Below are 23,681 nucleotides of genomic sequence, written 5' to 3'. Positions count from 1 at the left end.
TTGGACATTTAATCTCATTTAAAACTTGAAGAACGGATATTTTAAAATCCTATTAAAATAAAATTTATAAAAGGGTTTTACTTGACGTCCAATGATTACATTTTAAGCTGTATCTTTATAGATTATTAACTTGGTTCTCATTGTTAAAATAGGACTATTTGAAGCAACTGACCAACGAAGAGATAAACTATAAAGGAAATGGTAGATCAGGAAAACGAACAAAGAGATGTTTAACTATTAAAGGTCAAAATAATTGGAACATGGAATTTTCACCATTCAACACTATTGTTAAACGCTGCCTTCAAGGTATGGAGATGGAAGAAAAAGGCAATTGCGAAGAAGCCAGCAAGCTATTTCAACAAGGCTGGAACGAGGCTACTAATGATTATGAAAAATTTCTTGCAGCTCATTATGTAGCCCGGCATCAAAAGACGGTTTCCGACAAATTAAGATGGCTTGAAACTTCTCTGGAGTATGCTTTAAAAATAAATGATGATGTCGCTAAAAGTGCTCTCCCCGCCCTTTATAAAAACATTGGCAAATGCTATGAAGATTTAGGTAACACTGCAAAATCAAAAGAGAATGCTGAATTAGCAATTTTGTGCAAAGAAAATCCTTCCCATAAGAGTACTTTTTATCATGGTACGAAAGCAGACTTGGGGGTTGGCGATTTACTGACAGCAGGTGGAAACTCTAATTACAAGCCAGAGCTTAAAATGAACCACATTTATTTCACCGCATTAGTTAACGGTGCAGGACTTGCGGCAGAGCTGGCAAAAGGAAATGGAACGCCTCGTGTTTACGTGGTTGAACCGACAGGAAGTTTTGAAAATGATCCCAATGTTACAGACAAGAAATTTCCTGGAAACCCAACACGTTCCTATCGTAGTAAACACCCTTTAAAAATCGTTGGTGAGCTAGCAGATTGGGTTAGACAAACTCCCGAAGAAATTCAAAAATTTCGTGAAAAATTAGCGAACAACAAAGGAAAAATCATCAACTAATTTAATAAGCCATAGACAGATAACAACGAACCAACAACATCATAAGCACAAGCATATACTTAACTTTAGATTATGAACTGCAACTCCTGAACAAAATTAAACCATTTAATCTTAAAACCTAAAATCAATCGAACATGTTTAAAATAGTATTAACCAGACAATTTTATTTAGGGCTAATGGCAATAATCACACTGCCCCTTACCTCCTTGGCCCAAAACCTTCCATTACGCTTATTACCATCAGGGCATCTTGTTGTTGAAGCTCAAATCGACGGAAAGAAAGGAAATTTTATCTTCGACACAGGTGGGGGCATCAATCTTTTTTTTGATGATTTTGCCAAAGAGTTTAAAAAAACGGAAAGCTATAATTTTCTCACCGCATTCCGTGCAACAGGGGAAAAAATTACGGCACCTCTTTACCGGTCTTCAACGATACTTTTCAATGGTAAAGAGTTCAAGGATATTCCTTATTCAACATTCGATATGAAATTAGCAGGTATTAATGGATTAATATCTCTTCCAATGCTTTATGATATAGAATTTATCATAGACTACAGCAAACAGCAACTTATTTTTCCGGAAGAGAAATTAAAAAGTGACAAAATTATTCCGATACAGCTGACTACAAACGCAGATCAATCACTTGATATCTCCACTTATATATATTTGAATAATAAGTACAGGATTAACATCCTGTTAGACTCTGGTGCTGGCGATGATTCATTTTGGTTTAGTGATCGATTTGTAACTATCCTAGGATTGGATCAATCCAAACTGGAAATAACGGAAAAAGTGAGCGAATTTAATCCCGAAATAAAGACCAAATATTATAAAGGACATATTGAATCTATATCCAATTCTTTTGCAAAAGTTGAAAATCCACAAGTCTCTTTTGTTGAAGGCTTGATCTATGAAGGAAAGACTAGTATCAACTGGCTGGGTAAAAAGCTTGGTTTCAATTTAAAAGAAAAGAAGATCTATATATTGGATTAGGTCAATGATCTCAGTTATTTCCTGTAGCATACCTTATTTTTTCATGTTTCAACCATCAGCTATAATTTTATGCAATTTCAAAAAATCACGCGGAGACATATCTGTGACTTTTTTAAAATTCCGATAAAAACTCGTCTTAGAGCTAAAACCACACTCAAAGGCCAGCGATACCATATTGTATTGCCGATTTTCGGGTTTTAACACCAATTGTTTAAAGGTCTCCACCCGAAACGAATTGATATAGTCGTAAAAATTTTTACCTTCTTTTGAGTTGATAACCTGGGAAAGCGAACTGGGTGGAATAGCAAGTAGCTTTGCCAGATCTCCCAATGTCAAATCCGGGTCATTGAAACACTTTTGATTTTCCATCAATATCCTGAGTTCCGCATGGATTCTATTCAGCTCAGGATCTTCAATTCGAGTTTTCTCATATTTAATCTTTTCAACTTTGATTGCTGAATTTTGAGTTTCCCCCCAGTCTGTATACCTATTAATGGTATCTGGTAGCAGAACTTCATGAGAAATTGGCGCGTTAGTGAAAACCCCTACCTGACGAATGCCAAAATATCCAATAAAAAAAATAAATAAGGTGATTACTGGAAACATCACGGCAGGTATCCGGGCAAATATGATCGCCAACCAAATCGCTCCCATTCCCCAAATTAGATACCGCATCCAGTCCAGGTTGATTTTTTCAGTATTTGAAAATTGCCTCACAATATTACGTTTGTGCCGGTACAAAAGAAATAGGGATAAAGTAATATAGATTAATCCCGATAATACAAAACCAGTTTCCATGAGGGTAAATAACAGATCGTACTCAACCGCCAAATGGTACAGTCCATTATGCTCCACAACTGCGGTAGGCAAAGACAGAGCTAAAGCGAAAGCCACAGCAATTGCAGGAATGAAATGTATTAAATAACGCCAGGTATATCTTTGTTGGCCACTTACAAAAACAATATACAGATACAAAAAAGGTCCGTGCATATAGGGAAAAGGCAGTTCCCAGCCAAACAGCTTAGGCATTTTTTGTATTTGACCAGAACCATACAAACCGATTAAGATTAAATCAAAAAAGGCAAAAAAAAACCAAACTGTTAAAATCTTGTCAGCAGCACTTTTTTGCCGTTTACTGAGTATCAACAAGAAAAGAAACAATGCTATAGAAATGCCGAAAATATAAATAAAATTCCATGCTGAACTCATAGGTATTTATGCTTCATTTGAACCGATTTATTTTTTATCTATTGCCCGGTATGATTTTTTCAGATCACCTAAAAAAGAATTTGATCTGTAAACGAATACATAATCAAATTCTTTTTGAAAACACCGAAAAAATTATTGTTTAATTCCCTCAAAGCCATAGTCGATATCTGACGCACTGGTCTGTTTGGTCAATACCGTCAGCTTCTTCTTTTCAATTTCATAAGCAAAATAACCTTGATCATCATGACCGTCAACCAGCCCAGGCACGTCTGCTTTGACCTGAATTGTTTTGGTCGTCACACCTGAATAAGGCTCTCCTGATTTCGCAACGATTTTTAACTGTTTATTATCAACTTTACTAACAGTCAGTATCGCATTAAAATGGTTGGTAGTACCTATTCGTATAGTACCTTTAAACGTACCTGTTGCAACGTCAATAGAGCCGTTTCCAGAATTGGGTGTATCGTCTTTATCCTTGCTGCAACCAACAAAAAATACTAAGGCAAAGATCATCATTGCACAATACCTCCTGATTTTTAAACTCGTTTTTTTCATCTTATTTTTATTTTGTTTATATCCGTAAAACTAACTATCCCATGGCCTAAAAAAGTGCCGCCTTATAAGTTGGAACCTCTTTTATAGTGATTAGAAGCCATTATTTCCATATCACAAAAGGTATCAGGCCATAATTCCATAACAGGATCAAAAATTGAGCGACCAGGACAACAAGACAAAGATCAAAGCCCTTTAGGCTTATCTTCGGAGCTGTTAAACACTGGCTCAATGCAAGAAAGTTTCCGAGAGGAAGTAAACATGTTGAACAATATAAAAGTATTGTCGGAAAAGATTTATTTCCTATCCGCGTTACATCGCCCATCGCCATAATAACCACTGATAGTACAAATAGTAAAAACGTAACGGAACTGAATGCCGCTGGTGATTTAAAATGATCAGCTCTTTTTTGAAGGACCTTATACAGGAAAATAAACAGTAGAATCGCATATGCCAAAATCCCCAATAATACACTTATCGTCAGAGCGAAGATTTTCCAACCATTCACTTTTTTTAAGGTCATAATCCCTGTAGTAAGATATGATTCTCCCTGTTTGTCCTTATAGAATAAATGCGAGGCCCCTATCCTGTTTCGGACATAAAAAAGTGCTCCATCTTGCGTTGTCAGCAAGGTTCCTTTTTTTTGAAATGGTTTGACAAATAACCCATTTTTCATAGATGACACCCGAGTATAGGAGCTGATCATGTCGATAAGCTCCATGGGTTCAATCCTTGTCAGGACAGGTACATAATAACCATCCCATTGGGGATCTTGAATAAAAAGTTTCTGTGGCCTGGAATGAGCGGGAACAGGCATCTTCAAGCCTAAATGATCAATTATGACCTGATTAAACAGGTCATAATCTGCAGTTTCACTATCCATATTATGTGCTATAAAGAATCCTTTCTTCTCTTTTGGAAAAAGGTAATACATGGCCCGAAAGCCAACCGTATTTCCTGAATGTGCTAGTCCAACCACGCCATATCGGTCTCGGGATAAAGTTCCAAAAGCATACCCTATGTTAAGCCCCTTTTTTAGAGCTATCGTCTGGTCTGGAACGCCCATTTGATCGATGAACTCCTTTCGTATAAATTCTTTACCATCTAACATCCCCCCATTCAGGATCAATTCCAGAAAAATAGCCATATCCTGTGCCGTGGTCGTAAATTGACCCGCAGGACGTACGTAGATTGGCATTGCGAAAGCAAGCCCTCCACTATCAAAGTGCCCCATTGCCAATTGCTTATGTTCATATTGAGCAGTAAAATGGAATGTACTATTGTTTAACCCCATAGGTTGAAGGAGGTTCCTATCCAGATAATTTTCGTAAGGTTCCCCTACTATAGCCTCAATCAGCATGCCCAATAAAGTGTATCCCATATTAGAATAGGAGAACAATATTCCTGGTTTAACATGGATATCCAATACATCAGGATTTCTTTTATAAAATTCTGCTAAAGGACTTTGAGCTGTAACTTCTGTATTAAAGAAGTGCCACAGCCGTATATCAGACAAACCCGATGTATGATTGAGTAAATGCCTGATTGTAACGGGCTGAACACTTTCCCAAGGATTAATCATGGGTAGATTCTTCAAATATTTTTTGACAGGATCGTCCAATCGGAGCCGGCTTTCAGTTGCCAATCGCAAAATCCCCATAGCAAGGAAAGTCTTGGCGATGGAACCTACATGTACCTGGTCATCTTTATGCATGCGGTCACCTGTTTCCATATTTCTCAACCCGGAGCTGTAGCATGAAATTTGGCCGTTCTTCACGATCGAATATACAGCACCCGCTAATTTTTGCTCTTTGAGAAGAACAGTTATATCGTTCTGTATGGACTGTCCAATCACAAATAATGGAAGTGAAAAGTATAGAACGAAAAAACAACATTTCAAAACAATCAAAACGAGTTTGGCCATGTACTATGAGATTTTAATTTGGCTGATAATTGTCGATGACCTTAACGATGCTTAACTATACTTTAATATTTTGGTTATTTTAGCTGACAGCACTTGATTCTTTATTTTCAATCGCCTCCAAAACCACGGTTTAACTATTACCCAAATGGTGAAGATTAAGATCATTAATGCTGCTAATGCAAATCCGATTAGATACGATGAATGCTCGATAAAATCGAAACAGTATAGGAATATAGCAATTAGAAAAAGGCTTGTACTGGTACAGTATATAATCAGTTCCCGGCGATTCCGCTGGCTATGGATGCGTGGCAACGTTTCCATAAAATCGATACTACTTGATACATACTCCTTTCGTTCACTGTTGATCCTTTGCCAGGAATAAGTGAATAAATAAATAGATATCAAGAGTAAAATTATCTCCGAAATACTTTTAGAAACGCTGTTCAATTGATCGGTATAAATGACGTATCCAAAACAGATAATCGAGAATAAGATTACTGCAATTGACCAAAAAAACACTGTTCTTTTTTTTCTTCTCCTCCAGTGTAACAGCGTTTGATGAAATTCCCTAAGGTCGCTTTCTGGATCCGTCTCAATGGATTGCCAGGCCTTCTTTAAGGCTGTTATATCATTGTTCATCTTCTTTTATTTTTTTTGATAACACTTCTTTTATCCGATAGATCCTTACCCTTACATTGGAATAGCTCAATCCCAATACTTCAGCAATTTTTTCCTGTTTTACGTCTTCTAAGAAAAAACCTATGATGAGCCTATCCAAATTGGGAAGTTCAGCAATACATTGATGGAGCTTAATAAAATTTTTCTCCACCAGATAAGACTCCACTTCCTCCCCCTGTTCAAATCCATAACCTTTGACCAATGCTTCTTTCTTTTCATTTTCGATCTGTCTAAGGCATTTATTACTGGCAATTCGGTATATCCATCCTGCAATATTTTCGCGATGTTTAATCTCGTCCAAGTTTGTGAAGACTGTAATAAAAGTATCCTGCATCACATCCTTCGCCTTTTCAACATCATTGAAATAGCCCAGGCAGACCCTGAATATCTTGCTCGAGTATTTTTTATATAAATATTCAAATTCCATTACAATGCATAAATACCGGAAACTACAAAATGTTACAGATTAAATCATTTTTTTATATCGATCAAACGATGTGGTCCCAAAGCCTTTGCCATACATATTTACATTCGCCTCTTCACGTATAAAAACTGACAATTAAAACTTTTGTAATCTGACTATTGTCCAACGAAAAAGGTATTCTTCTTCCGTAAGTTCTCTTCAATTCAACGGATTAATAATGCTGTTTTATGAGATTTGAATCGGGGTATTATTTGAACAATTAGCGGTGACAACATGAAAAAAGATAATATTTATATAGGCACATCGGGCTGGCATTACAAACATTGGAAAGGTATTTTTTATCCTAATGGTTTAAAGGACGCCGACCAATTGCATTTCTTTATCAGGACTTTTTCGACGGTGGAGATCAACAATTCATTTTATAGACTACCTGCCATCCATACTTTTGAAAAATGGTACAATCAGGTTCCTGATCATTTCATTTTTGCCGTAAAAGCCAGCCGTTTTATCACGCATCAGAAAAAGCTTGATGTCAGCAAAGATATCCTGGACGAATTTATGCAGCATGCAAATTATTTAAAAGACAAGTTAGGGCCTATTTTATTTCAATTACCTCCAAAATGGAAAATTAACATCACACGACTACACAACTTTTTAAAAAATTTACCCAAAAACCATCAATTTACATTTGAGTTTCGCGATCATAGTTGGCATGTCCCCGCTATTTACGAACTCTTGAAGCAGTATAATTGTGCCTTTTGTATCTATGATCTTGCCGGTTATCAAAGTCCGCTTGAAGTTACAGCAGATTTTGTCTATGTACGTCTGCACGGTCCAGGCGATAAATATGAAGGAAGTTATCGCACAGAGCATCTTGTTCGTTGGGCAAACCGGTGTGCCGCTTGGCAGAATGAAGGTAAGGCCATCTACGTTTACTTTGATAATGATCAAAATGCATATGCTACACAAAATGCACAGCTCTTACAGGACCTTTTGAAATAGCTTTTTGACAACATCTTTTCTAAAAAATGGAGCTATCGCTTGATAAAGGAGAATACCGCTTCGAGAAATGCGTTATTTAGTTCGTAATATAAAACATGCCCACCATCGATCTGGACGATGCGCTGATTTGGAAATTGAAATGACCTGTAATGGTCAACACCAATGGCATAATCCTTCTTTCCCGTAATGATCAAAACAGGAACCTGAATACTTTTATTTTTTACAAATTGAAGGAGCTATTTAAATTCCAGCTCCAAGCTATGTTTTCCTGCTTCTAGCGGTATGTGATCCTTGTTCTTAATATTTTTTGGTGGATAAAATGTTGCAGTGGCATTTGCAGGTATTTCAATATCATAAATAATCTTCTTGTTTTGGACTTTCCAACGGGACGATATCTGACCGTATGGAGATTCATAAGTCACTGACGACTGCTGTAGCCCCGCAGGGAATATGGGTTTTAATAATACGTGTTTAAAACCGGGCTGTTCTGGATCGGGTAGGATACCCCCTATGGATTTAAAAAACCAGCCGCCGATCTCTCCAAACATCATATGATTATCCGAGATGTCTCTTGTCGCCTTTAGATCCCAATTTTCAAGTAATGTTGTCGCTCCATTGACAATCCACCAGCCCCAGGAGGGATAAGTATCCTGGACAGCAACTCGATATGCTGTTTCTCCATAACCGTTATCTTTCAATGCATTCAATAAGGCCTTTGCTCCCAAAACACCGACATCCAGATGAAAATTTGTCTCTTCTACCTTGCTGTTCAGATTTGCAGCGACTTTACCCCGTACTTCTTCAGGTACCACTCCCCAAAACAAGGGTACACTCAGTTCCGTCTGTGTCCCTTTACTGTAGATCCCTTGAGCAACATCCAAAAATTTACCGTTGATCGCATCTTTAATCTTCCTGCTGAGCGCTTGGTATTTCCGATGATCCTCCTGCTTTCCGAACATTTCAGCTGCAGAGGCCAAAATTTTAGCATCGACATAAAAATAAACAGATGAGGTAAGCTCCAGATTGGACTGGGACTTGACAGGAACCCAATCACCCCGTCCAAAAGTCGTCAGTCCTGTAGGACTGATGCTATCCACATAATCTACATACCGTTTGATATGGTCATAACAGTCTGCCAGCATTTTTGAATCGCCATAGAAGAGATAGGTCTCCCAAGGAATAATGGCAATGGTGCTGGTCCAGTCCAGTCCATTTGCAGTACCATACCCCCATCCTCCTGTTGGAATAATATCGGGCAGCACACCGTTTTCCTGCTGCTCGTCCCGATGGTCAGCTAGCCATTTTTCATAGACTGTGATTCCATCAAAATTGTAAAAAGCGGTCTCAATGGCCAGGTGTCCATCCCCTGTCCAACCATTCTTTTCTCGCTGTGGACAATCTGTTGGATAGCCCATCAAATTGGATAGATACGCATTATTGGTCGCCTCCCAAAGACTATTGATCAACCTGGAAGATGTTTTCAGCTGCCCTATCGAGCGTACATCACTGTGCATGAAGTAGGCTGTTATCATCGATTTATCCAACTGGATGGGTTCATTGCTGTTTATCTCCACATACCGAAATCCCTTATAACTGAATTTGGACATAAATTCGTCTTCTTTCTTACCACTCAGGATCAAGATATCAGTCTGAAAAGGCTCAAGTTCCTTATCGCCACGGTAATAAACATCAATATTGGACTGATCCAGCCTTCCGTCAGGATATAACCTTTCGCCGTGCTTGATATGAAGCACCGTTCCTTCCTTCCCTTTCACCCGCAGCTTGGTGATACCTGCCATGTTTTGCCCCATATCAAATACATAGGTTTTCGCATCGATTTTTTGCACTGACCGGGGTTCATAGGATCTAACCAAACGAATCGGGGCCATCAGCTGGGAGACCATATTGGATGAAGGTGGCGTTCTATATTGGACCTTATGCCATCCCGAACCAGCAAAGCGAGGTGTATCCCAGCCAGGTATTTCCAATCGCGCATCATAATGTTCTCCCGTATACAAGTTGTTATATAACAAGGGACCAAAAGAAGTCTTCCATCGATCATCTGAGGCAATCGTTTCCTCACTCCCATCGGTATAGATTATCCGTAGATCTAAGCAGAAAGTTGGCCGGTTTCGCCAAGGTGCTTTATCAAAATCCCATACTGCCAAAGGCTGATGGTTATACCAGCCATTCCCTAAAATAACACCCATGACATTCGCTCCCGACTGGAGCTCATGTGTAACATCTTCAACCACATAAAGTGTACGTTTATCAAAGCGGGTATACATCGGATCCAACCGATGATCGCCTATTTTCTTCCCATTGACCGAAAGTTCATAGAGGCCGGCAGCGGCAATATAGACCCGTGCCGATCTGATGGGCTTATTTGTACGGAATGATCTTCTGAAATAAGGCGCTCTCTTTTCATGGATATCGTCCTTGTCCCCGATCCATTTTCCTTTCCAAAGATCCATTCCCAACATCCCGGTTTCAAATGATGCAATGGAAGAGGTATGAGCAATCCCATCCTTGTCCCAGGTCCTGACTCTCCAAAAGTATTTGCTCTGCGGTTTTAAATTCCGGCCACCATAAAAAACAAGCATGGCCGGGCTAAGCTGTTTTCCACTGTCCCAACTTCCGCTATGCCCCTGCGCCAAAAGGAGCGAATCGCTATCAACAAATAATTGATAGGCAGACTGCTTGGCACCCATGCGTATGTCATCCAATTTCCAGCTTAATCGTGGCTTTGGCTGATCCACCCCCAACGGATTTACCAGGTGTTCACATGCCAATTGTACAGGCATCCCCTCCTCCTTAGATCTTTGTGCATAGACAATACTGCTCATACACACGATGGCCATCACTAAAATTTTATGCATGTTAAGGTATAATTGTTATCATTTTTGTATAACCAAGCAACAAGTCTGACTGAACTAGATCAAAGCGTATCCCATGGAGTACAAAAGGTGTTAAATTGTTTTAGTTGGTTCAAAAACGAATATATTAATTATTTTCAACATATTAAACTGCACTGTCCTGCCCCAGTATAATTAAAAATTGTCCACTATATGTTGTAATTTTCAACAAAATAGCCCTATATTAGTCCCAACTTTAGGGGTGTCTGCATCTGCAGGCTGAGATTTTACCCTTAGAACCTGATCCGGGTCATACTGGCGTAGGGAAAAGTAAGATGTCTACAAGGTACATTTCAGTACTTTATGGTGGCCATTCCTAAAGTTTTTACTCAAAAAAAATATAGGAATGGAACTTACTATCAATCATCAAATTCGATTTTTCGATCCCGCCCCCACCTCATTGGAACAGCTAATACTGCTTGAATTGTCTGGAAAAACACAGGGCATTGCTGTGGCCATCAATAACCAAGTTGTTCCAAAAGAGCTCTGGATCTCAACCCTGTTAAAACCTCATGATCATATTCTCCTCATTACGGCTACTCAGGGTGGATAAATCTAACTTAAAAAAATCCTAATTGATATTTCTTAAAACCACAAAGACATGACATCAGCACAAATCACACAAACACCTTTTCCAAACTCAAAAAAAGTTTTTGTCCCTGGAAAACGCTTTCCCATCCAAGTAGCGATGCGCCAGATCACTTTAAGTCCCACCAAGTTGAGTAATGGACAGGTAGAGATCAACCCTGCCATCACCATTTATGATACATCTGGTCCATATACTGATGGGACACAGGAAATAGATATTCGCAAGGGGCTCCCCCGTCTGCGTGATCAGTGGATCAAGGACCGCAACGATGTGATGGAACTGGACACAATCAGTTCGGACTACGGGCAGCAGCGTTTGGCGGACAAAACATTGGATGAGCTCCGCTTTGCTTATAGCCACCGGCCTAAAGTAGCCTTATCCGGCAGAAACGTAACCCAATTACATTATGCAAAAAAGGGCATCATCACCGCCGAAATGGAGTATGTGGCCATTCGTGAAAACCAGCGTATAGAGCAGCTTGCAAACAGTACCCCCGGTATGGATCACCAGCATCCTGGAGAGAACTTTGGCGCCAGACCTGCTGGAAAATACATTACCCCAGAGTTTGTTCGCGAAGAAATCGCTGCCGGTAGAGCAATTATTCCAAACAATATCAATCACCCCGAAAGTGAACCCATGATCATTGGCCGTAATTTTTTGGTAAAAATCAATGCCAACATCGGGAATAGCGCGGTCAGCTCCAGCATCGAAGAAGAGGTAGAAAAAGCAGTTTGGGCCTGCCGTTGGGGTGCCGATACCATCATGGATCTATCTACTGGAAAAAATATCCATGAAACCCGCGAATGGATTATCCGCAACTCACCGGTTCCAATTGGTACTGTTCCAATCTACCAGGCACTTGAAAAAGTAAAAGGTGTTGCCGAAGATCTCACCTGGGATATCTTTAGGGATACATTGATTGAACAAGCAGAACAGGGTGTATCTTATTTCACGATCCATGCCGGTGTCCTACTGCGTTATATTCATTTAACCGCAAGCAGAGTAACAGGCATTGTATCCCGCGGCGGCTCGATCATGGCAAAGTGGTGTCTATTCCACCATCAGGAAAATTTCCTTTATACTCATTTTGAGGAGATCTGCCAGATCATGAAACAGTATGATGTTGCTTTTTCCCTTGGTGATGGATTACGCCCTGGGGCTATCGCTGATGCAAATGATGCGGCACAATTTGCCGAATTGGAAACCTTGGGTGAATTGACTAAAATCGCCTGGATGCACGATGTTCAGGTGATGATAGAGGGCCCAGGGCATGTGCCAATGCAACTCATCAAAGAAAATATGGAAAAACAGTTGGAATGCTGTGACGAAGCCCCGTTTTACACGCTTGGTCCATTGACCACCGATATAGCTCCGGGTTATGACCATATTACCTCAGCAATTGGAGCCGCGATGATCGGTTGGTATGGCTGTGCCATGCTTTGCTATGTTACACCAAAAGAACACCTTGGACTGCCGAATAAAAAAGATGTTAAGGATGGGGTGATCACCTATAAGTTGGCAGCACATGCTGCTGATCTAGCCAAAGGTCATCCAGGGGCACAGTATCGGGATAATGCCCTGAGCAAAGCCAGGTTCGAATTTCGTTGGGAAGATCAGTTTAATCTTTCCTTGGACCCTGATACTGCACGTGAGTACCATGATGAGACCCTCCCCGCCGATGCAGCGAAAGTCGCACATTTTTGCTCCATGTGCGGCCCCAAATTCTGCTCCATGAAGATTACCCAGGAAATCAGGGACAGTGCAGCACAAGGTATGCAGGAAAAATCAAAAGAATTTATTGCACAGGGAAAAGAAATCTATCTATGATCATCGCATTGACAGCAGAGGAAGAGCTTCCAGCAGAATTACAGACCATACATCAGCTTTTTGACCATGGGCTCGATCTCCTGCACCTGCGAAAATATCATTTCACAGATACACAGATGTGCCGATATGTCGCCTCCATTGATGCAACATATCGGCACAAACTTGTGCTGCATTCTCACCCCCATTTAGCTGAACAGCTTCAAATTTACCGTATCCATCTCAATGAGTGCAACAGACAAAACCGATTGGCCGAATCATCTATAAATTCATGCATTTTCTCCACCTCGGTACACCATATCGATCAGTTTAACAAACTGAATAGTAGCTGGAGATACGCTTTACTAAGCCCATTATTTCCAAGCATTTCCAAATCTGGTTATGGTCAGCACAGTGCAATTTTTGAGCAGCTGGAGCAACGGTCAAATTTTAATGTAGGCTTAATCGGCCTAGGTGGAATAAAAAATGACAACTGCCTACTTCCGTTGCAGGCTGGAGCGGATGGCATCGCTTTACTGGGGGCCGTGTGGATGCAGGCCAATCCCTTACAAAATTTTATACAATGCAAGCAAACACTCTCGAAAAACTACAATACATTTCACAAGGACATTCATTGGCCCAACAAAAAAACAATATCCTAAAAGCCTTGGATGACGGAGCCAGGTGGATTCAGATCCGGTGGAAGCAAGCCGACGAAAAAGAATTTCACCGCCTTTCGCAACAGGTAAAACAGGCCTGTGATCAGTATGGAGCCCAATGTATCATCAATGACCATGTCCACCTGGCGAAAGACCTGGATGTTGACGGAGTGCATTTAGGTCTTGAAGATTGCAGCATCGCAAAAGCGAGGGCATTATTAGGTCCCAGTAAAATAATCGGTGGTACCGCAAATACGTTTGAAGATGTACAACAGAGAATCAGGGAAAGATGTGATTATATTGGTCTGGGTCCATTCAAGCATACCTATACAAAGCAAAAACTGAGTCCCCTGCTGGGTATCGAAGGCTACAAAAACATAAGAAACAAGATCAACCTTCAGGGACTTCCCCCAACACCGATTTTTGCCATTGGGGGCATTGACAGTCTCGATGATATTCAACGATTAGTACAGGCAGGTGTCTATGGTGTCGCATTATCGGGTTTAGTGACCCAAACACCACATATCATTTCATCCATTAAAAATATTTTACAATGACCAACTTACACATAGCCAATAGGAGTTTTGAATCCCGTTTATTTCTGGGTACCGGTAAATTCGGCAACCTGGCGGAAATGGGCAGTGCTATTACGGCCTCAGCCTCCCAACTGGTCACCGTAGCGCTCAAACGCGTGCAGCAGGATACCGCACATGACGAGCTAATTGCTGCACTTGACACCACCAAAATAGACCTGCTTCCCAATACTTCTGGCGCAAGGACAGCCGAAGAAGCTGTATTAGCAGCGCAACTGGCGCGCGAAGCTTTAGAAACAAACTGGATAAAATTGGAGATCCACCCTGATCCCCGTTACTTATTGCCTGATCCAATCGAGACCTTACGGGCTACAGAGTCCCTGGCCAAATTAGGTTTTGTGGTCATGCCCTACATCCATGCCGACCCCGTGCTCTGTAAGCGACTGGAAAATGCCGGGACTGCGGTCGTCATGCCGCTCGGTGCACCCATCGGAAGCAATAAAGGGCTACGGACATTGGATTTTTTAGAAATTATTATTGAACAAAGTCATGTCCCAGTCGTTGTTGACGCGGGCATTGGTGCCCCTTCGGATGCAGCTAAAGCAATGGAAATCGGTGCCGATGCCGTACTGGTCAACACAGCTATTGCCGTCTCCAAAACACCAGTTCTCATGGCAGAGGCATTCAAAGAGGCCGTCATCGCGGGGAGAAAAGCCTATGAAGCAGGTTTAGGCACCGTAAGTTCACAGGCTGTGAGTTCAAGCCCCTTAACTTCATTTTTATTTGATTGATACTTCGATTATGACAACATTTAAACCGTTATTGGATCAGTATTCCTGGGATCAGGTAAAGAAGAAAATTTACAGTACCAGGGACCAGGAAGTACAATATGTCCTGGGAAAAACTAAACTCGATCTTACTGATTTTATGATGCTGCTCTCTCCTGCGGCAACAGCATATCTAGAACAGATGGCCAGCCGCGCGCAAGAAATCACACAGCGACGGTTCGGCAAAACCATTCAGCTCTACGCCCCACTATACCTGAGCAATGAATGTCAGAATATCTGTACTTATTGCGGATTTAGCATGGACAATAAGATCAAAAGAAAAACACTGAACAATACCGAATTGCTCCTCGAGGCTATGGCACTCAAATCAATGGGAGTTGAACATGTGCTATTGGTCAGTGGCGAAGCCAACAAAACCGTGGAAATCAATTATTTTCTGAATGCAATTTCATTATTAAAACCTCATTTTTCACAGATATCCATTGAGGTCCAACCCCTTGAACAGAACGAATATGAGCTCCTTCAACAGGCGGGGGTCCATGCGATTTTGGTTTATCAGGAAACCTATCACCGGGAAGTCTATAAGCAATATCATCCCAAAGGTAAAAAATCGAACTTTGACTATCGGCTGGACACACCGGACCGAATCGGTCAGGCAGGCATCCACAAAATTGGATTGGGGGTATTATTGGGCCTGGAAGATTGGCGTATTGACAGTTTTTTTACCGCAGCACATATTGCATACTTGCAAAGGCAGTATTGGCAAACGCGCTATTCCATCTCTTTTCCCCGGTTAAGGCCAGCCGAAGGCTCGGTCGCCCCCAATTTCAATTTGTCAGACAAACATCTGCTGCAATTAATCTGTGCTTATCGGCTATGGAACGACAACCTCGAGATCTCAATTTCCACCAGGGAGAATGAAGCTTTTAGGGATCACATTATCCCTATTGGTGTCACCACCATGAGTGCCGCCTCCAAGACAAATCCTGGTGGGTATGTCGTCGACCCCCAGGCACTGGAACAGTTTGAAGTCAGCGATGAAAGGAGCATGGAAACAATAAAAAAACAGATCCAACAAATGGGCTACGACCCTGTTATGAAGGATTGGGAAAGCAGTTATTCAGGATTTATATATTAGGCCGATGGAAGAACATTCAGTTTTCGAACGCTACAGTAGACAGATCTTTATTGAGGAGGTAGGCGTTTCCGGACAACGTAAGGTCATGCAGACAAAAGTCCTTATTGTTGGTGCTGGCGGTTTGGGTAGCCCAGTATTGCAGTATTTAGCTGCCGCGGGGATAGGTCAGATTGCTTTGGCAGATTTCGACCGGGTGGAACTACATAATCTGAATAGGCAGGTGATCCACAGCATGAAACATATCCATGCAGCAAAAACAGCCAGCGCAGCTGACTACATGGCTGCACACAACAGTACAATTGATTTTCAGCCAATACAAGTTAAAATTGAAGCAAGTAATGCCAGGGAGATCCTTGCACCGTTTGATATTATCGTGGACTGCTGCGATAATTTTCACACGCGTTATCTGCTGAATGACACTTGTGTCGAATTGGGCAAACCACTCGTATATGGCAGTATCTATCGCTTCGAAGGTCAGATGGCCGTATTCAATTACCAAGGGAGTAAACATCTGCGTCACCTATTCCCTGTCGCCCCCCTTCCGGAGCAGGTCCCTAACTGCGACGAGAATGGTGTGCTCGGACCACTACCAGGCATCATCGGAAGTATGATGGCCATGCAGGTGCTCAAAATAGCCATAGCATTGCCCGTAGACTGCAATCAATTGACTTTAGTGGACACCTTTCAGTGGCGGTTTACAAAAATTTGTTTCTAATCAGCGATTGCTGAAATGAGCCCTGAACATTTTTTATCCGTTCCCTATCACTTATTCACCTGCAAAAGCCTCTTATTACTCAAGGGCTTTTGCGGATGAATAAAAGGAGCTATCCTAGCTCAGAACGGTCTGCTTAAACCAGTTTTTCAATGCTTTTTTCAGCATAGCCTGCACTTGCCGTCATTCCTTTACCACCAACTCCCGTACGGACATGTATCCGTGAACTAATATCAACTTCAAGGATATGATCTTTATGCTGTGAATAAAAACCTGCCCAAGAAGATGAAATCCATTGACTTTTCATCGGAATGATCCGGTTTGCCTCAGCAATCATAAGTTCATTGATATGGGAACTGACGGAGAAACCTAAATCGTCCAGACGATTACCGGCCGCATATTCATGGGAATCTCCAATAATAATACTTCCATCAGTGGCTTGTTTGAACAGGATATGGATACCATATTCACGCAATTCTTTATAACGTTCTGGCACAGGGATGGTATGGAAGGACGGACAATATTCTTCAAAACTTTCATAGCGGCGGATCGTCAGTCCAGTCAGTATATTTCCAGGCAGGTAGATCTGCTCTAAAGGCTGGGTACGCATCATCTGCAATTTACTAATCTCAAGCCCGCTATCATCAAACAATGAGCGATATAGGAGCTTAAATTCATAACCATTACAGATCACTACTTTTGTTGCTTCAAAGACTTCCAAACAGCTGGTGGTCAGGTGCACCGAAGCATTGCCTTCTTCACATGCAATCACCGTGGTATCATACTTAAGGGTATAGTTGTCAAATGCCCTTTGCATATAAACATGTAAGCGCTGGATCATGGTTTCTGGTTCAACGCTGAGTTCCTGATGAAACACAATGGCCTCCTTTACATAGTCGGCATTTATTGCTGGGTATTTTGCCAAAACCTGCTCTTTGGACCAGAGTTCATGCGCATATCCTTTCGTTTGATAATGCGCAGATAATTCATGGATAACCTGTACTTCATCCGCATCCGAAGCGATGTAGATACTGCCATTGTTACGGACAGAAAGATCCATCTCTTTTTGAATGGATTGATATATTTCCAGTCCCCTTACGCCATACGTAAACCATTCGTCAGCCATACCCGACGGTACAACCTGGCCAAAATTACGTACGGTAGACCCCGAGGGAAAATTATCCTTTTCGAGCTGAAGTACACTTAAGCCTTTTTTCAATGCATGATACGCATGGAAAGTTCCTAAGATTCCACCGCCAACAATAATTAAATCGTATCTATCTGTTTTCATTTTTTATATATTATCTGTTTTCCAATTAACTGATCTGTACTTCACCATTGGAGGCTTGCCAGGGTGTCATCATTTCATTTTCTTTTCCCTTCTTCATCTCTTCTTTTTTGCGTACAAAATAAATAAGGGAAAAGATCGCCAAAATAGCCCCAATAATGGAGGCCAGGCAGACCAAATGAATAAAATAGCTCCCCCAAGTAACTGAATTTGGCAAAAATTCTTTATTCATTAAAATCAGGAAGCTCCCTAGATACCCAACAGAATCAGCCATATACATCACAAAACCGATGTTGCTTTTCATGCGATAAGTGGCAATCATACGTTCAAAAAACAGGGCATTATAAGGTATATAAGCCATGTAGAGCCCTAAGCCCACCAATAACATCCAGGTAAGTCCACTAATCCACTGTAAGGTAAATAAATAGGTCGATATTCCTGAAGTCAAAAAGCCGAAAATAATCAGGTAATGAATCCATTTAAAAGCTTTCAGGTTGTTTTTGACCATAATTAAGCTGCTGATCAGCAGCAACACAACCAGGGCAATTGTACCATCAACTTTGGCAAAAATACCGGCCCCCTTTAGGTGGAGCATTTGCCAGATCTCAATTTCAAAATTATCCCGGACATCACGTAAAATTGTTAGCATCGTATAGATGACCACCGTTATTAATATGCCAGGCATAAATGTTTAAAAAAAATGCTTCCGCATCCCGGCATCCATAGTGACCCGTTCAGTACGCAGGCTCTTATCCCGCTCAGTCGGATCGGGAGCATTCTCCAAAATCCAGACACAGAAAACAAACGGCAGGAAAAAGAGCATGCCTGTAAAGAATGGCATCCAAAATTCGTTGACCTGGAAAGTAGCCATCAACCACCGGCCTACCGTCTTGATGAAACCAGAGGCAAAAATTAAACTGACAGACATCACTGCTCCCATGATCTCTGTAAACCGACGCCCTTCCAGGTAACTAAACACCAAACCCCAAACCATGCCCAATGGAAAACCATTGATAAAAAGAAAGACAACATTCCAAGGTGTTGGGCAGAAGGCAAATGCCAGCAGACCTGCCCAGGAAATGCATATCAACGTAATCAAATAACGCCCCCTATTCCGTTGCTTACACTCTGAAATGAATTTAATCCCATAAAATTTGGACAGCAAATAACCAAGCATCTAGATGATGACCATGCACACTTTATAGTCTATTCCCCAAATAGACTCATCCGCAAATGACGAAGCTGTAAATGATTTCCGGAATGAATACATACTTGTATAACATAAAAATGCTGTAATAGCCAATAAAATGGCAACAGAGCGTTCATCTAATCCTTTAATCCACCTTTTTAATCGCTGGTTCAATTCCATGATTTAAAATTGTTCACAGACCTCATTGTCCGCAATCAAAAGTAAATTTTGGAAATTAACACAACACTAAACTTTTGTTAAGTATTTATAAACAAATATAATCATATCCTTTTTTTCAGAAAACATAGGAATGAAAAAAAAGCATCATTGAATAATTCAATGATGCTTTTTTTATGGATAAACAAATGTTATTTATTTTTTATGGTCGAAGAAATACACAATCAGCATTAATGCTTTGTCCTTCCCTATATTCCGGGGAGTATGCGACAGCCTACCGTTGAAAAAAATGGAGTCCCCCTCTTCCAATGTTATCTTTTGATCAGGAAAGGAATATTCAACTTGGCCACTGATGATATATTTATATTCATAGGCTTCAGTCACGACCATTGGGCGTTCCGCGTCAGGAAGTAACTCCAAAAGGACAATATCCATGGTGGAGCTCTCCAGTGTCGAAGTAAAAATACGTTTATAATGAAACCCCACTGCCTGCTCTTTTTCGAAAGAGGTATAACTATCTTTTTTTCGGACAATCACAGGACCAGCATCCAATTCGGAATTAAAGTCTTTAAAAAATTCATTTAAGTCAACTTCCAGCGCATTGATAATATTGATCAGTACCAACAACGATGGTATGGTCCGGTTGTTTTCAATTTGTGAAATAAGTCCTTTACTAACACCAGCCTTATTGGCAACTTCCTGGATCGTAATCCCCTTTTCTTTACGGATCTCTTTGATCTTAAAGCTGATTTTAAATATTGTGTTATCTTCCATAATCTGGCTCAAAAGTAAACATTATTTTTGTGCAAGCTATGTTAAGTTTTTATCACTTTCCATTGCATTGAATGTTATTCACAAACATATCATGTGCATCAGTACTGAAGTTATGTATCCAGCGGATTATAGCGATGTGTTTGGCTATTATTTATTATTGATAGACTTTGACCCAGTCCACACGCATTTCCACCGGCAACTGATCCGGTGCGACTTCTCCAACCCAGCTTCCGCCCAGCTGCTGATCTATTAAAATGTAAAACGGTTGGTCATAGGGCCATTGTGAAGGATCAACGCCACTTACGCGCGGATAGGTGAAAGTGTCTTTACCGTTAAGCTGAAAAACAATCCGGTCGGGATACCAACTTATCCCGTACACATTATAGTCTCCGGCTTTGATCGCTGCCGTGCCGAAGTGCTTAGGATGATCTTTTTTTCCTAGATCTAAGGTATAATAGGAATGGGTGGTTTGATAAATAATATCATCAAAATTCAGGTGTTCCATGATATCAATTTCCCCGTTCTTGGGATATTTGCCGTATTTGTCCAGCTCAGCCAACATCCACATGGCCGGCCATGCCCCTTTTGCACTGCCCAATTTGGCCCTGATTTCTATACGGCCATACTGAAAAGCAAATTTCCCTTTACTCCATATTCCTCCGGTCAAAAATGGTCTTGCATCTGTACTCCGGTCTGTATTTGTTATACCTTTCAGAATCAGCTCTCCGTTTTCCCATCCAAAACAAACATCATCGGTGCTCATATGCCGGTTCCAGTCAGATCCACCAGCGGGGATCCGGCTCCATTTGCTGGTATCCAGTGTTGCGGAGCTGAAGCTTTCTTCCCATACCAACTTCCATTTTTTTGCCTCACGACCAGCATGCTGTAGATATACGTGAGCATGTTCTTTGGGATGATGGGAAACAGTACATGAAGATAAAAACAGATAAAAAAGGCTGAGCCCTAGGATTCTTTTCATTTAGATTAGTTATTTTTTGCCAAGTACAAATTATACATCCAAATCTACAAATAATTTACTGTGCACATAAAAGAATCTTCCCTTTCTCTGAAGCATCCGGTCGCAAAACAATAAGAGGCAAGGTCTTCGTCCTAAAACATGGGGTGTTTATTTGCTGATTCTTCTGGCACATCCTGCTGTACATCCCAATGCTCTACAATCTTGCCTTCCTCCAAACGGAAAATATCAATCGTGGATTTCAGGCTGCCGTCCGGATTTTTGTTTTTGAGATGTATAAAAACCAGATCGCCATCTGACGCAATATGCTGTACATCGATTTTTGTTTTGGGCTGCCCCTCAAACCACTTTGCAGCAGCAAGCTTAAACGCGGCAGCACCATCAGCCACGGTGGGATTATGTTGAATATAGTCAGGAGCAACATATTTATCGATAGCTTTGAGGTCTTTATCCCCAAACAACTGCTGGTAAAAATCTAAAACGATTCTTTTGTTTTCTTTATTCAGATCCAGCTGTGTTTGCACTTCTTCAGCATGCTTATTTTCTACCGGTTGCTGACATCCAATGCACCAAAGAAAAAAGGTTACAGGCAACACCCAGTACATCCCCTTAATTGTACACATGATCTTATTTTTCATTGCTTTCCTCCTATTCTGTGCAGGCCATTTCATATCCGCATCGTTGACAAGGATATACCTATTATATAATAAGTAACAACACCTGCCACCCGATTTTGTTTGCTGAATGGTCCATTCGCGATCAAGAGGCTGAACAAATCCCCGATTGAGAAAGATGGCATGATAATTGAAAATAATATCAGTGTATAATATTCAGAATATACATTTCATAAATTTAGGTTAATAATTGGTTAGGTTAAAGCACCTGAAGTCCCCAACTTCAGGTGCTTTTCTTTGAAAAGCATCTTACATGGCAAGAGTTACCAACATATTAAAACAAAAACGTGCATTTGTGTTTTTATTAACCTAGTTCAATTAATTTTCTTTTTATCCATCGTAATTTTACGTTAGTTAAGAACATAAAAAAATAGATATGGACACTAAAATATTAGGTTTGCACCACATTACAGCAATTGCTGATCAGGCAAAACGGAATTTGGATTTTTATACCCAGGTCCTTGGAGTTCGTTTAGTAAAGAAAACTGTCAATTTTGATGATCCGGGCACTTATCATTTCTACTTTGGTAACGAACAAGGAGACCCTGGAACCATTCTTACATTTTTTCCATGGGAAGGCATAGGTAAAGGAACCAACGGGGCCGGTATGGCTACCCATATCGGTTATTCCGTACCAGAAGGGAGCCTTGAATTTTGGAAGAATCGTTTGAAAGAACATCACATTGCGCTAGCTGAAAATGAAATTTTTGGTGAAAGACTGATCAGTTTCACGGATCCTGATGGTTTACAGCTTCAATTCGTTGAACCTAAAGCAAAAGATAACCGAACAGCATGGACAACGAAAGAGCTCAACGATCAGCATGCATTGAAAGGATTCCACAGCATTACATTATCATTAAAACAAGCTGACCCAACGTTGAAAATTCTGACAGATGTTTTGGGATACAGCATTCAAGGACAGGAAGGCGGACGGTACAGATTAATCACCGATAGTATTGATACGGCGAATATTGTCGATATTATTGAAGATCCGAATTTATCCTATGGAAGAAATGCGGCTGGTACAAACCACCATGTCGCCTTCCGTGTAAAGGATGATAACATACTGATGGAATATCGTGAGAAAGTACTTTCGGCCGGATTGGATATCACACCAAAAATCAACCGTGACTACTTCTTCTCCCTTTATTTTCGTGAACCAGGTGGGGTATTGTTTGAACTTGCGACCGATAATCCAGGATTTACAGTTGATGAACCATTGGAAAGCTTGGGAACTACCCTCAAGTTACCAAAACAGTATGAAAATTACCGTTCACAGATCGAAGCTGGATTGCCCAAAATCGATTAATGAACCCGATGAATAACTGCATCACAACAAATAATATTAAAAAAATAAAACTATGGAAAAAACTGAAATCGTATTGGACCAAAATCAACGTGGAGAACTTCAATTATTCTCCGATGATAAAAAAGCCGGATTAATGAGCATTGCAATTATTGATGGCAACCTTGTTGTCTATCATACCGAAGTGGATGAAGCTTATGAAGGCAGGGGATTTGCGAAAATACTCCTGGAGAAACTTGTATCCCATGCCCGTGAAAACAACATGAAGATTGTTCCTTTATGTCCTTACGTAAATGCGCAATTTCACCGTCATCCGGACACCTATGCAGATGTCTGGTTTAAGAAAACAGTATAAGTCAGACAACATAACAAGTA

The 23,681-nt window shown here is 40.8% G+C and carries 22 protein-coding genes, 1 pseudogene and 1 riboswitch; of the genes and pseudogenes, 12 read left to right on the top strand and 11 right to left on the bottom strand.

All coding sequences use genetic code 11. From position 1 onward, the window contains the following. Window positions 1-599: 599 nt before the first annotated feature. Window positions 600-1,004 carry an NAD(+)--rifampin ADP-ribosyltransferase gene (gene arr / locus HX021_RS21655; protein WP_502958992.1) on the top strand — a complete coding sequence of 135 codons (405 nt, stop codon included), beginning with the start codon at window positions 600-602 and terminating at the stop codon, window positions 1,002-1,004. Between the two features lie 176 nt (window positions 1,005-1,180). Continuing rightward, window positions 1,181-1,996 (top strand): retropepsin-like aspartic protease, encoded by an 816-nt coding sequence (locus HX021_RS02120; protein ID WP_286587984.1) that lies wholly within the window; start codon window positions 1,181-1,183, stop codon window positions 1,994-1,996. Between the two features lie 48 nt (window positions 1,997-2,044). On the opposite strand, the gene HX021_RS02115 is transcribed toward HX021_RS02120, so the two are convergent. The 4 genes from HX021_RS02115 to HX021_RS02100 all read right to left on the bottom strand — a co-directional run bounded on the left by HX021_RS02115 (window position 2,045) and on the right by HX021_RS02100 (window position 6,786). Beyond that, window positions 2,045-3,025: an AraC family transcriptional regulator gene (locus HX021_RS02115; RefSeq protein WP_286587982.1), complete on the bottom strand. Its 981-nt coding sequence runs from the start codon at window positions 3,023-3,025 to the stop codon at window positions 2,045-2,047. Between the two features lie 312 nt (window positions 3,026-3,337). After that, window positions 3,338-3,760, bottom strand: a complete 423-nt coding sequence (locus tag HX021_RS02110; protein ID WP_286587979.1) for a hypothetical protein — start codon at window positions 3,758-3,760, stop codon at window positions 3,338-3,340. Between the two features lie 100 nt (window positions 3,761-3,860). Then, window positions 3,861-5,681, bottom strand: a complete 1,821-nt coding sequence (locus HX021_RS02105; protein ID WP_286587978.1) for a serine hydrolase domain-containing protein — start codon at window positions 5,679-5,681, stop codon at window positions 3,861-3,863. A 628-nt stretch (window positions 5,682-6,309) separates the two neighbouring features. Next, a complete protein-coding gene (locus tag HX021_RS02100) occupies window positions 6,310-6,786 on the bottom strand; it encodes an RNA polymerase sigma factor (protein WP_286587976.1) in 477 nt (158 codons plus the stop codon). Window positions 6,787-7,056: 270 nt separating this feature from the next. Between HX021_RS02100 and HX021_RS02095 the strand changes: the two genes are divergently transcribed. Then, on the top strand, window positions 7,057-7,785 hold the full coding sequence (locus HX021_RS02095) for a DUF72 domain-containing protein (protein WP_286587974.1): 729 nt from the start codon (window positions 7,057-7,059) through the stop codon (window positions 7,783-7,785). Between the two features lie 236 nt (window positions 7,786-8,021). Here HX021_RS02095 and HX021_RS02090 read toward each other — a convergent pair whose 3' ends face one another. Continuing rightward, a complete protein-coding gene (locus HX021_RS02090) occupies window positions 8,022-10,664 on the bottom strand; it encodes an alpha-L-rhamnosidase (protein WP_286587973.1) in 2,643 nt (880 codons plus the stop codon). A gap of 224 nt (window positions 10,665-10,888) precedes the next feature. Further along, window positions 10,889-10,984: riboswitch (TPP riboswitch) on the top strand. Between the two features lie 62 nt (window positions 10,985-11,046). Here HX021_RS02090 and thiS point away from each other — a divergent pair. From thiS to HX021_RS02055, 7 genes are read left to right on the top strand one after another with little or no spacing between them, the layout of a single operon-like run. Beyond that, a complete protein-coding gene (gene thiS, locus HX021_RS02085) occupies window positions 11,047-11,253 on the top strand; it encodes a sulfur carrier protein ThiS (RefSeq protein WP_286587971.1) in 207 nt (68 codons plus the stop codon). A 48-nt stretch (window positions 11,254-11,301) separates the two neighbouring features. Then, the gene (gene thiC, locus HX021_RS02080) at window positions 11,302-13,116 is read left to right on the top strand and encodes a phosphomethylpyrimidine synthase ThiC (RefSeq protein ID WP_286587970.1); all 1,815 of its coding nucleotides are present in this window, start codon (window positions 11,302-11,304) and stop codon (window positions 13,114-13,116) included. Further along, window positions 13,113-13,754: a thiamine phosphate synthase gene (locus tag HX021_RS02075; protein WP_286587968.1), complete on the top strand. Its 642-nt coding sequence runs from the start codon at window positions 13,113-13,115 to the stop codon at window positions 13,752-13,754. Before thiC ends, HX021_RS02075 begins: the two co-directional genes overlap by 4 nt. Beyond that, window positions 13,676-14,308 carry a thiamine phosphate synthase gene (gene thiE / locus HX021_RS02070; protein WP_286587966.1) on the top strand — a complete coding sequence of 211 codons (633 nt, stop codon included), beginning with the start codon at window positions 13,676-13,678 and terminating at the stop codon, window positions 14,306-14,308. Before HX021_RS02075 ends, thiE begins: the two co-directional genes overlap by 79 nt. Next, the gene (locus HX021_RS02065; protein WP_286587964.1) at window positions 14,305-15,075 is read left to right on the top strand and encodes a thiazole synthase; all 771 of its coding nucleotides are present in this window, start codon (window positions 14,305-14,307) and stop codon (window positions 15,073-15,075) included. The genes thiE and HX021_RS02065 overlap by 4 nt, the downstream gene beginning before the upstream one ends. Before the next feature lie 10 nt (window positions 15,076-15,085). Further along, window positions 15,086-16,210, top strand: coding sequence for a 2-iminoacetate synthase ThiH (gene thiH / locus HX021_RS02060; RefSeq protein ID WP_286587962.1), 1,125 nt, complete (start codon window positions 15,086-15,088; stop codon window positions 16,208-16,210). Between the two features lie 4 nt (window positions 16,211-16,214). After that, window positions 16,215-16,925, top strand: coding sequence for a HesA/MoeB/ThiF family protein (locus tag HX021_RS02055; RefSeq protein WP_286587960.1), 711 nt, complete (start codon window positions 16,215-16,217; stop codon window positions 16,923-16,925). A gap of 133 nt (window positions 16,926-17,058) precedes the next feature. Here HX021_RS02055 and HX021_RS02050 read toward each other — a convergent pair whose 3' ends face one another. The 6 genes and pseudogenes from HX021_RS02050 to HX021_RS02025 form a co-directional block, all read right to left on the bottom strand. Beyond that, entirely contained in the window at window positions 17,059-18,213 is a 1,155-nt protein-coding gene (locus HX021_RS02050) for a TIGR03364 family FAD-dependent oxidoreductase (protein WP_286587958.1), read from the bottom strand. A gap of 25 nt (window positions 18,214-18,238) precedes the next feature. Then, window positions 18,239-19,387, bottom strand: a pseudogene (locus tag HX021_RS02045) (DUF5690 family protein). Further along, window positions 19,388-19,579, bottom strand: a complete 192-nt coding sequence (locus HX021_RS02040) for a hypothetical protein (RefSeq protein ID WP_286587956.1) — start codon at window positions 19,577-19,579, stop codon at window positions 19,388-19,390. Window positions 19,580-19,771: 192 nt separating this feature from the next. Beyond that, window positions 19,772-20,350 carry a helix-turn-helix domain-containing protein gene (locus tag HX021_RS02035; RefSeq protein ID WP_286587954.1) on the bottom strand — a complete coding sequence of 193 codons (579 nt, stop codon included), beginning with the start codon at window positions 20,348-20,350 and terminating at the stop codon, window positions 19,772-19,774. A 154-nt stretch (window positions 20,351-20,504) separates the two neighbouring features. After that, window positions 20,505-21,329 carry a glycoside hydrolase family 16 protein gene (locus HX021_RS02030; RefSeq protein WP_286587952.1) on the bottom strand — a complete coding sequence of 275 codons (825 nt, stop codon included), beginning with the start codon at window positions 21,327-21,329 and terminating at the stop codon, window positions 20,505-20,507. 131 nt (window positions 21,330-21,460) lie between these two features. Beyond that, complete coding sequence (locus HX021_RS02025; RefSeq protein ID WP_286587951.1) at window positions 21,461-21,997, bottom strand: nuclear transport factor 2 family protein; 537 nt, start codon at window positions 21,995-21,997, stop codon at window positions 21,461-21,463. 379 nt (window positions 21,998-22,376) lie between these two features. Here HX021_RS02025 and HX021_RS02020 point away from each other — a divergent pair, with 379 nt between their 5' ends. Next, window positions 22,377-23,309, top strand: a complete 933-nt coding sequence (locus tag HX021_RS02020) for a ring-cleaving dioxygenase (RefSeq protein WP_286587950.1) — start codon at window positions 22,377-22,379, stop codon at window positions 23,307-23,309. A 52-nt stretch (window positions 23,310-23,361) separates the two neighbouring features. Continuing rightward, complete coding sequence (locus HX021_RS02015) at window positions 23,362-23,661, top strand: GNAT family N-acetyltransferase (RefSeq protein WP_286587948.1); 300 nt, start codon at window positions 23,362-23,364, stop codon at window positions 23,659-23,661. The last annotated feature ends 20 nt before the right edge of the window (window positions 23,662-23,681 follow it).

This window comes from Sphingobacterium sp. N143, assembly GCF_030325625.1.
In the GTDB taxonomy this organism is placed as follows: Bacteria; Bacteroidota; Bacteroidia; order Sphingobacteriales; family Sphingobacteriaceae; genus Sphingobacterium.
This window is presented reverse-complemented; position numbering and strand designations above follow the sequence as displayed.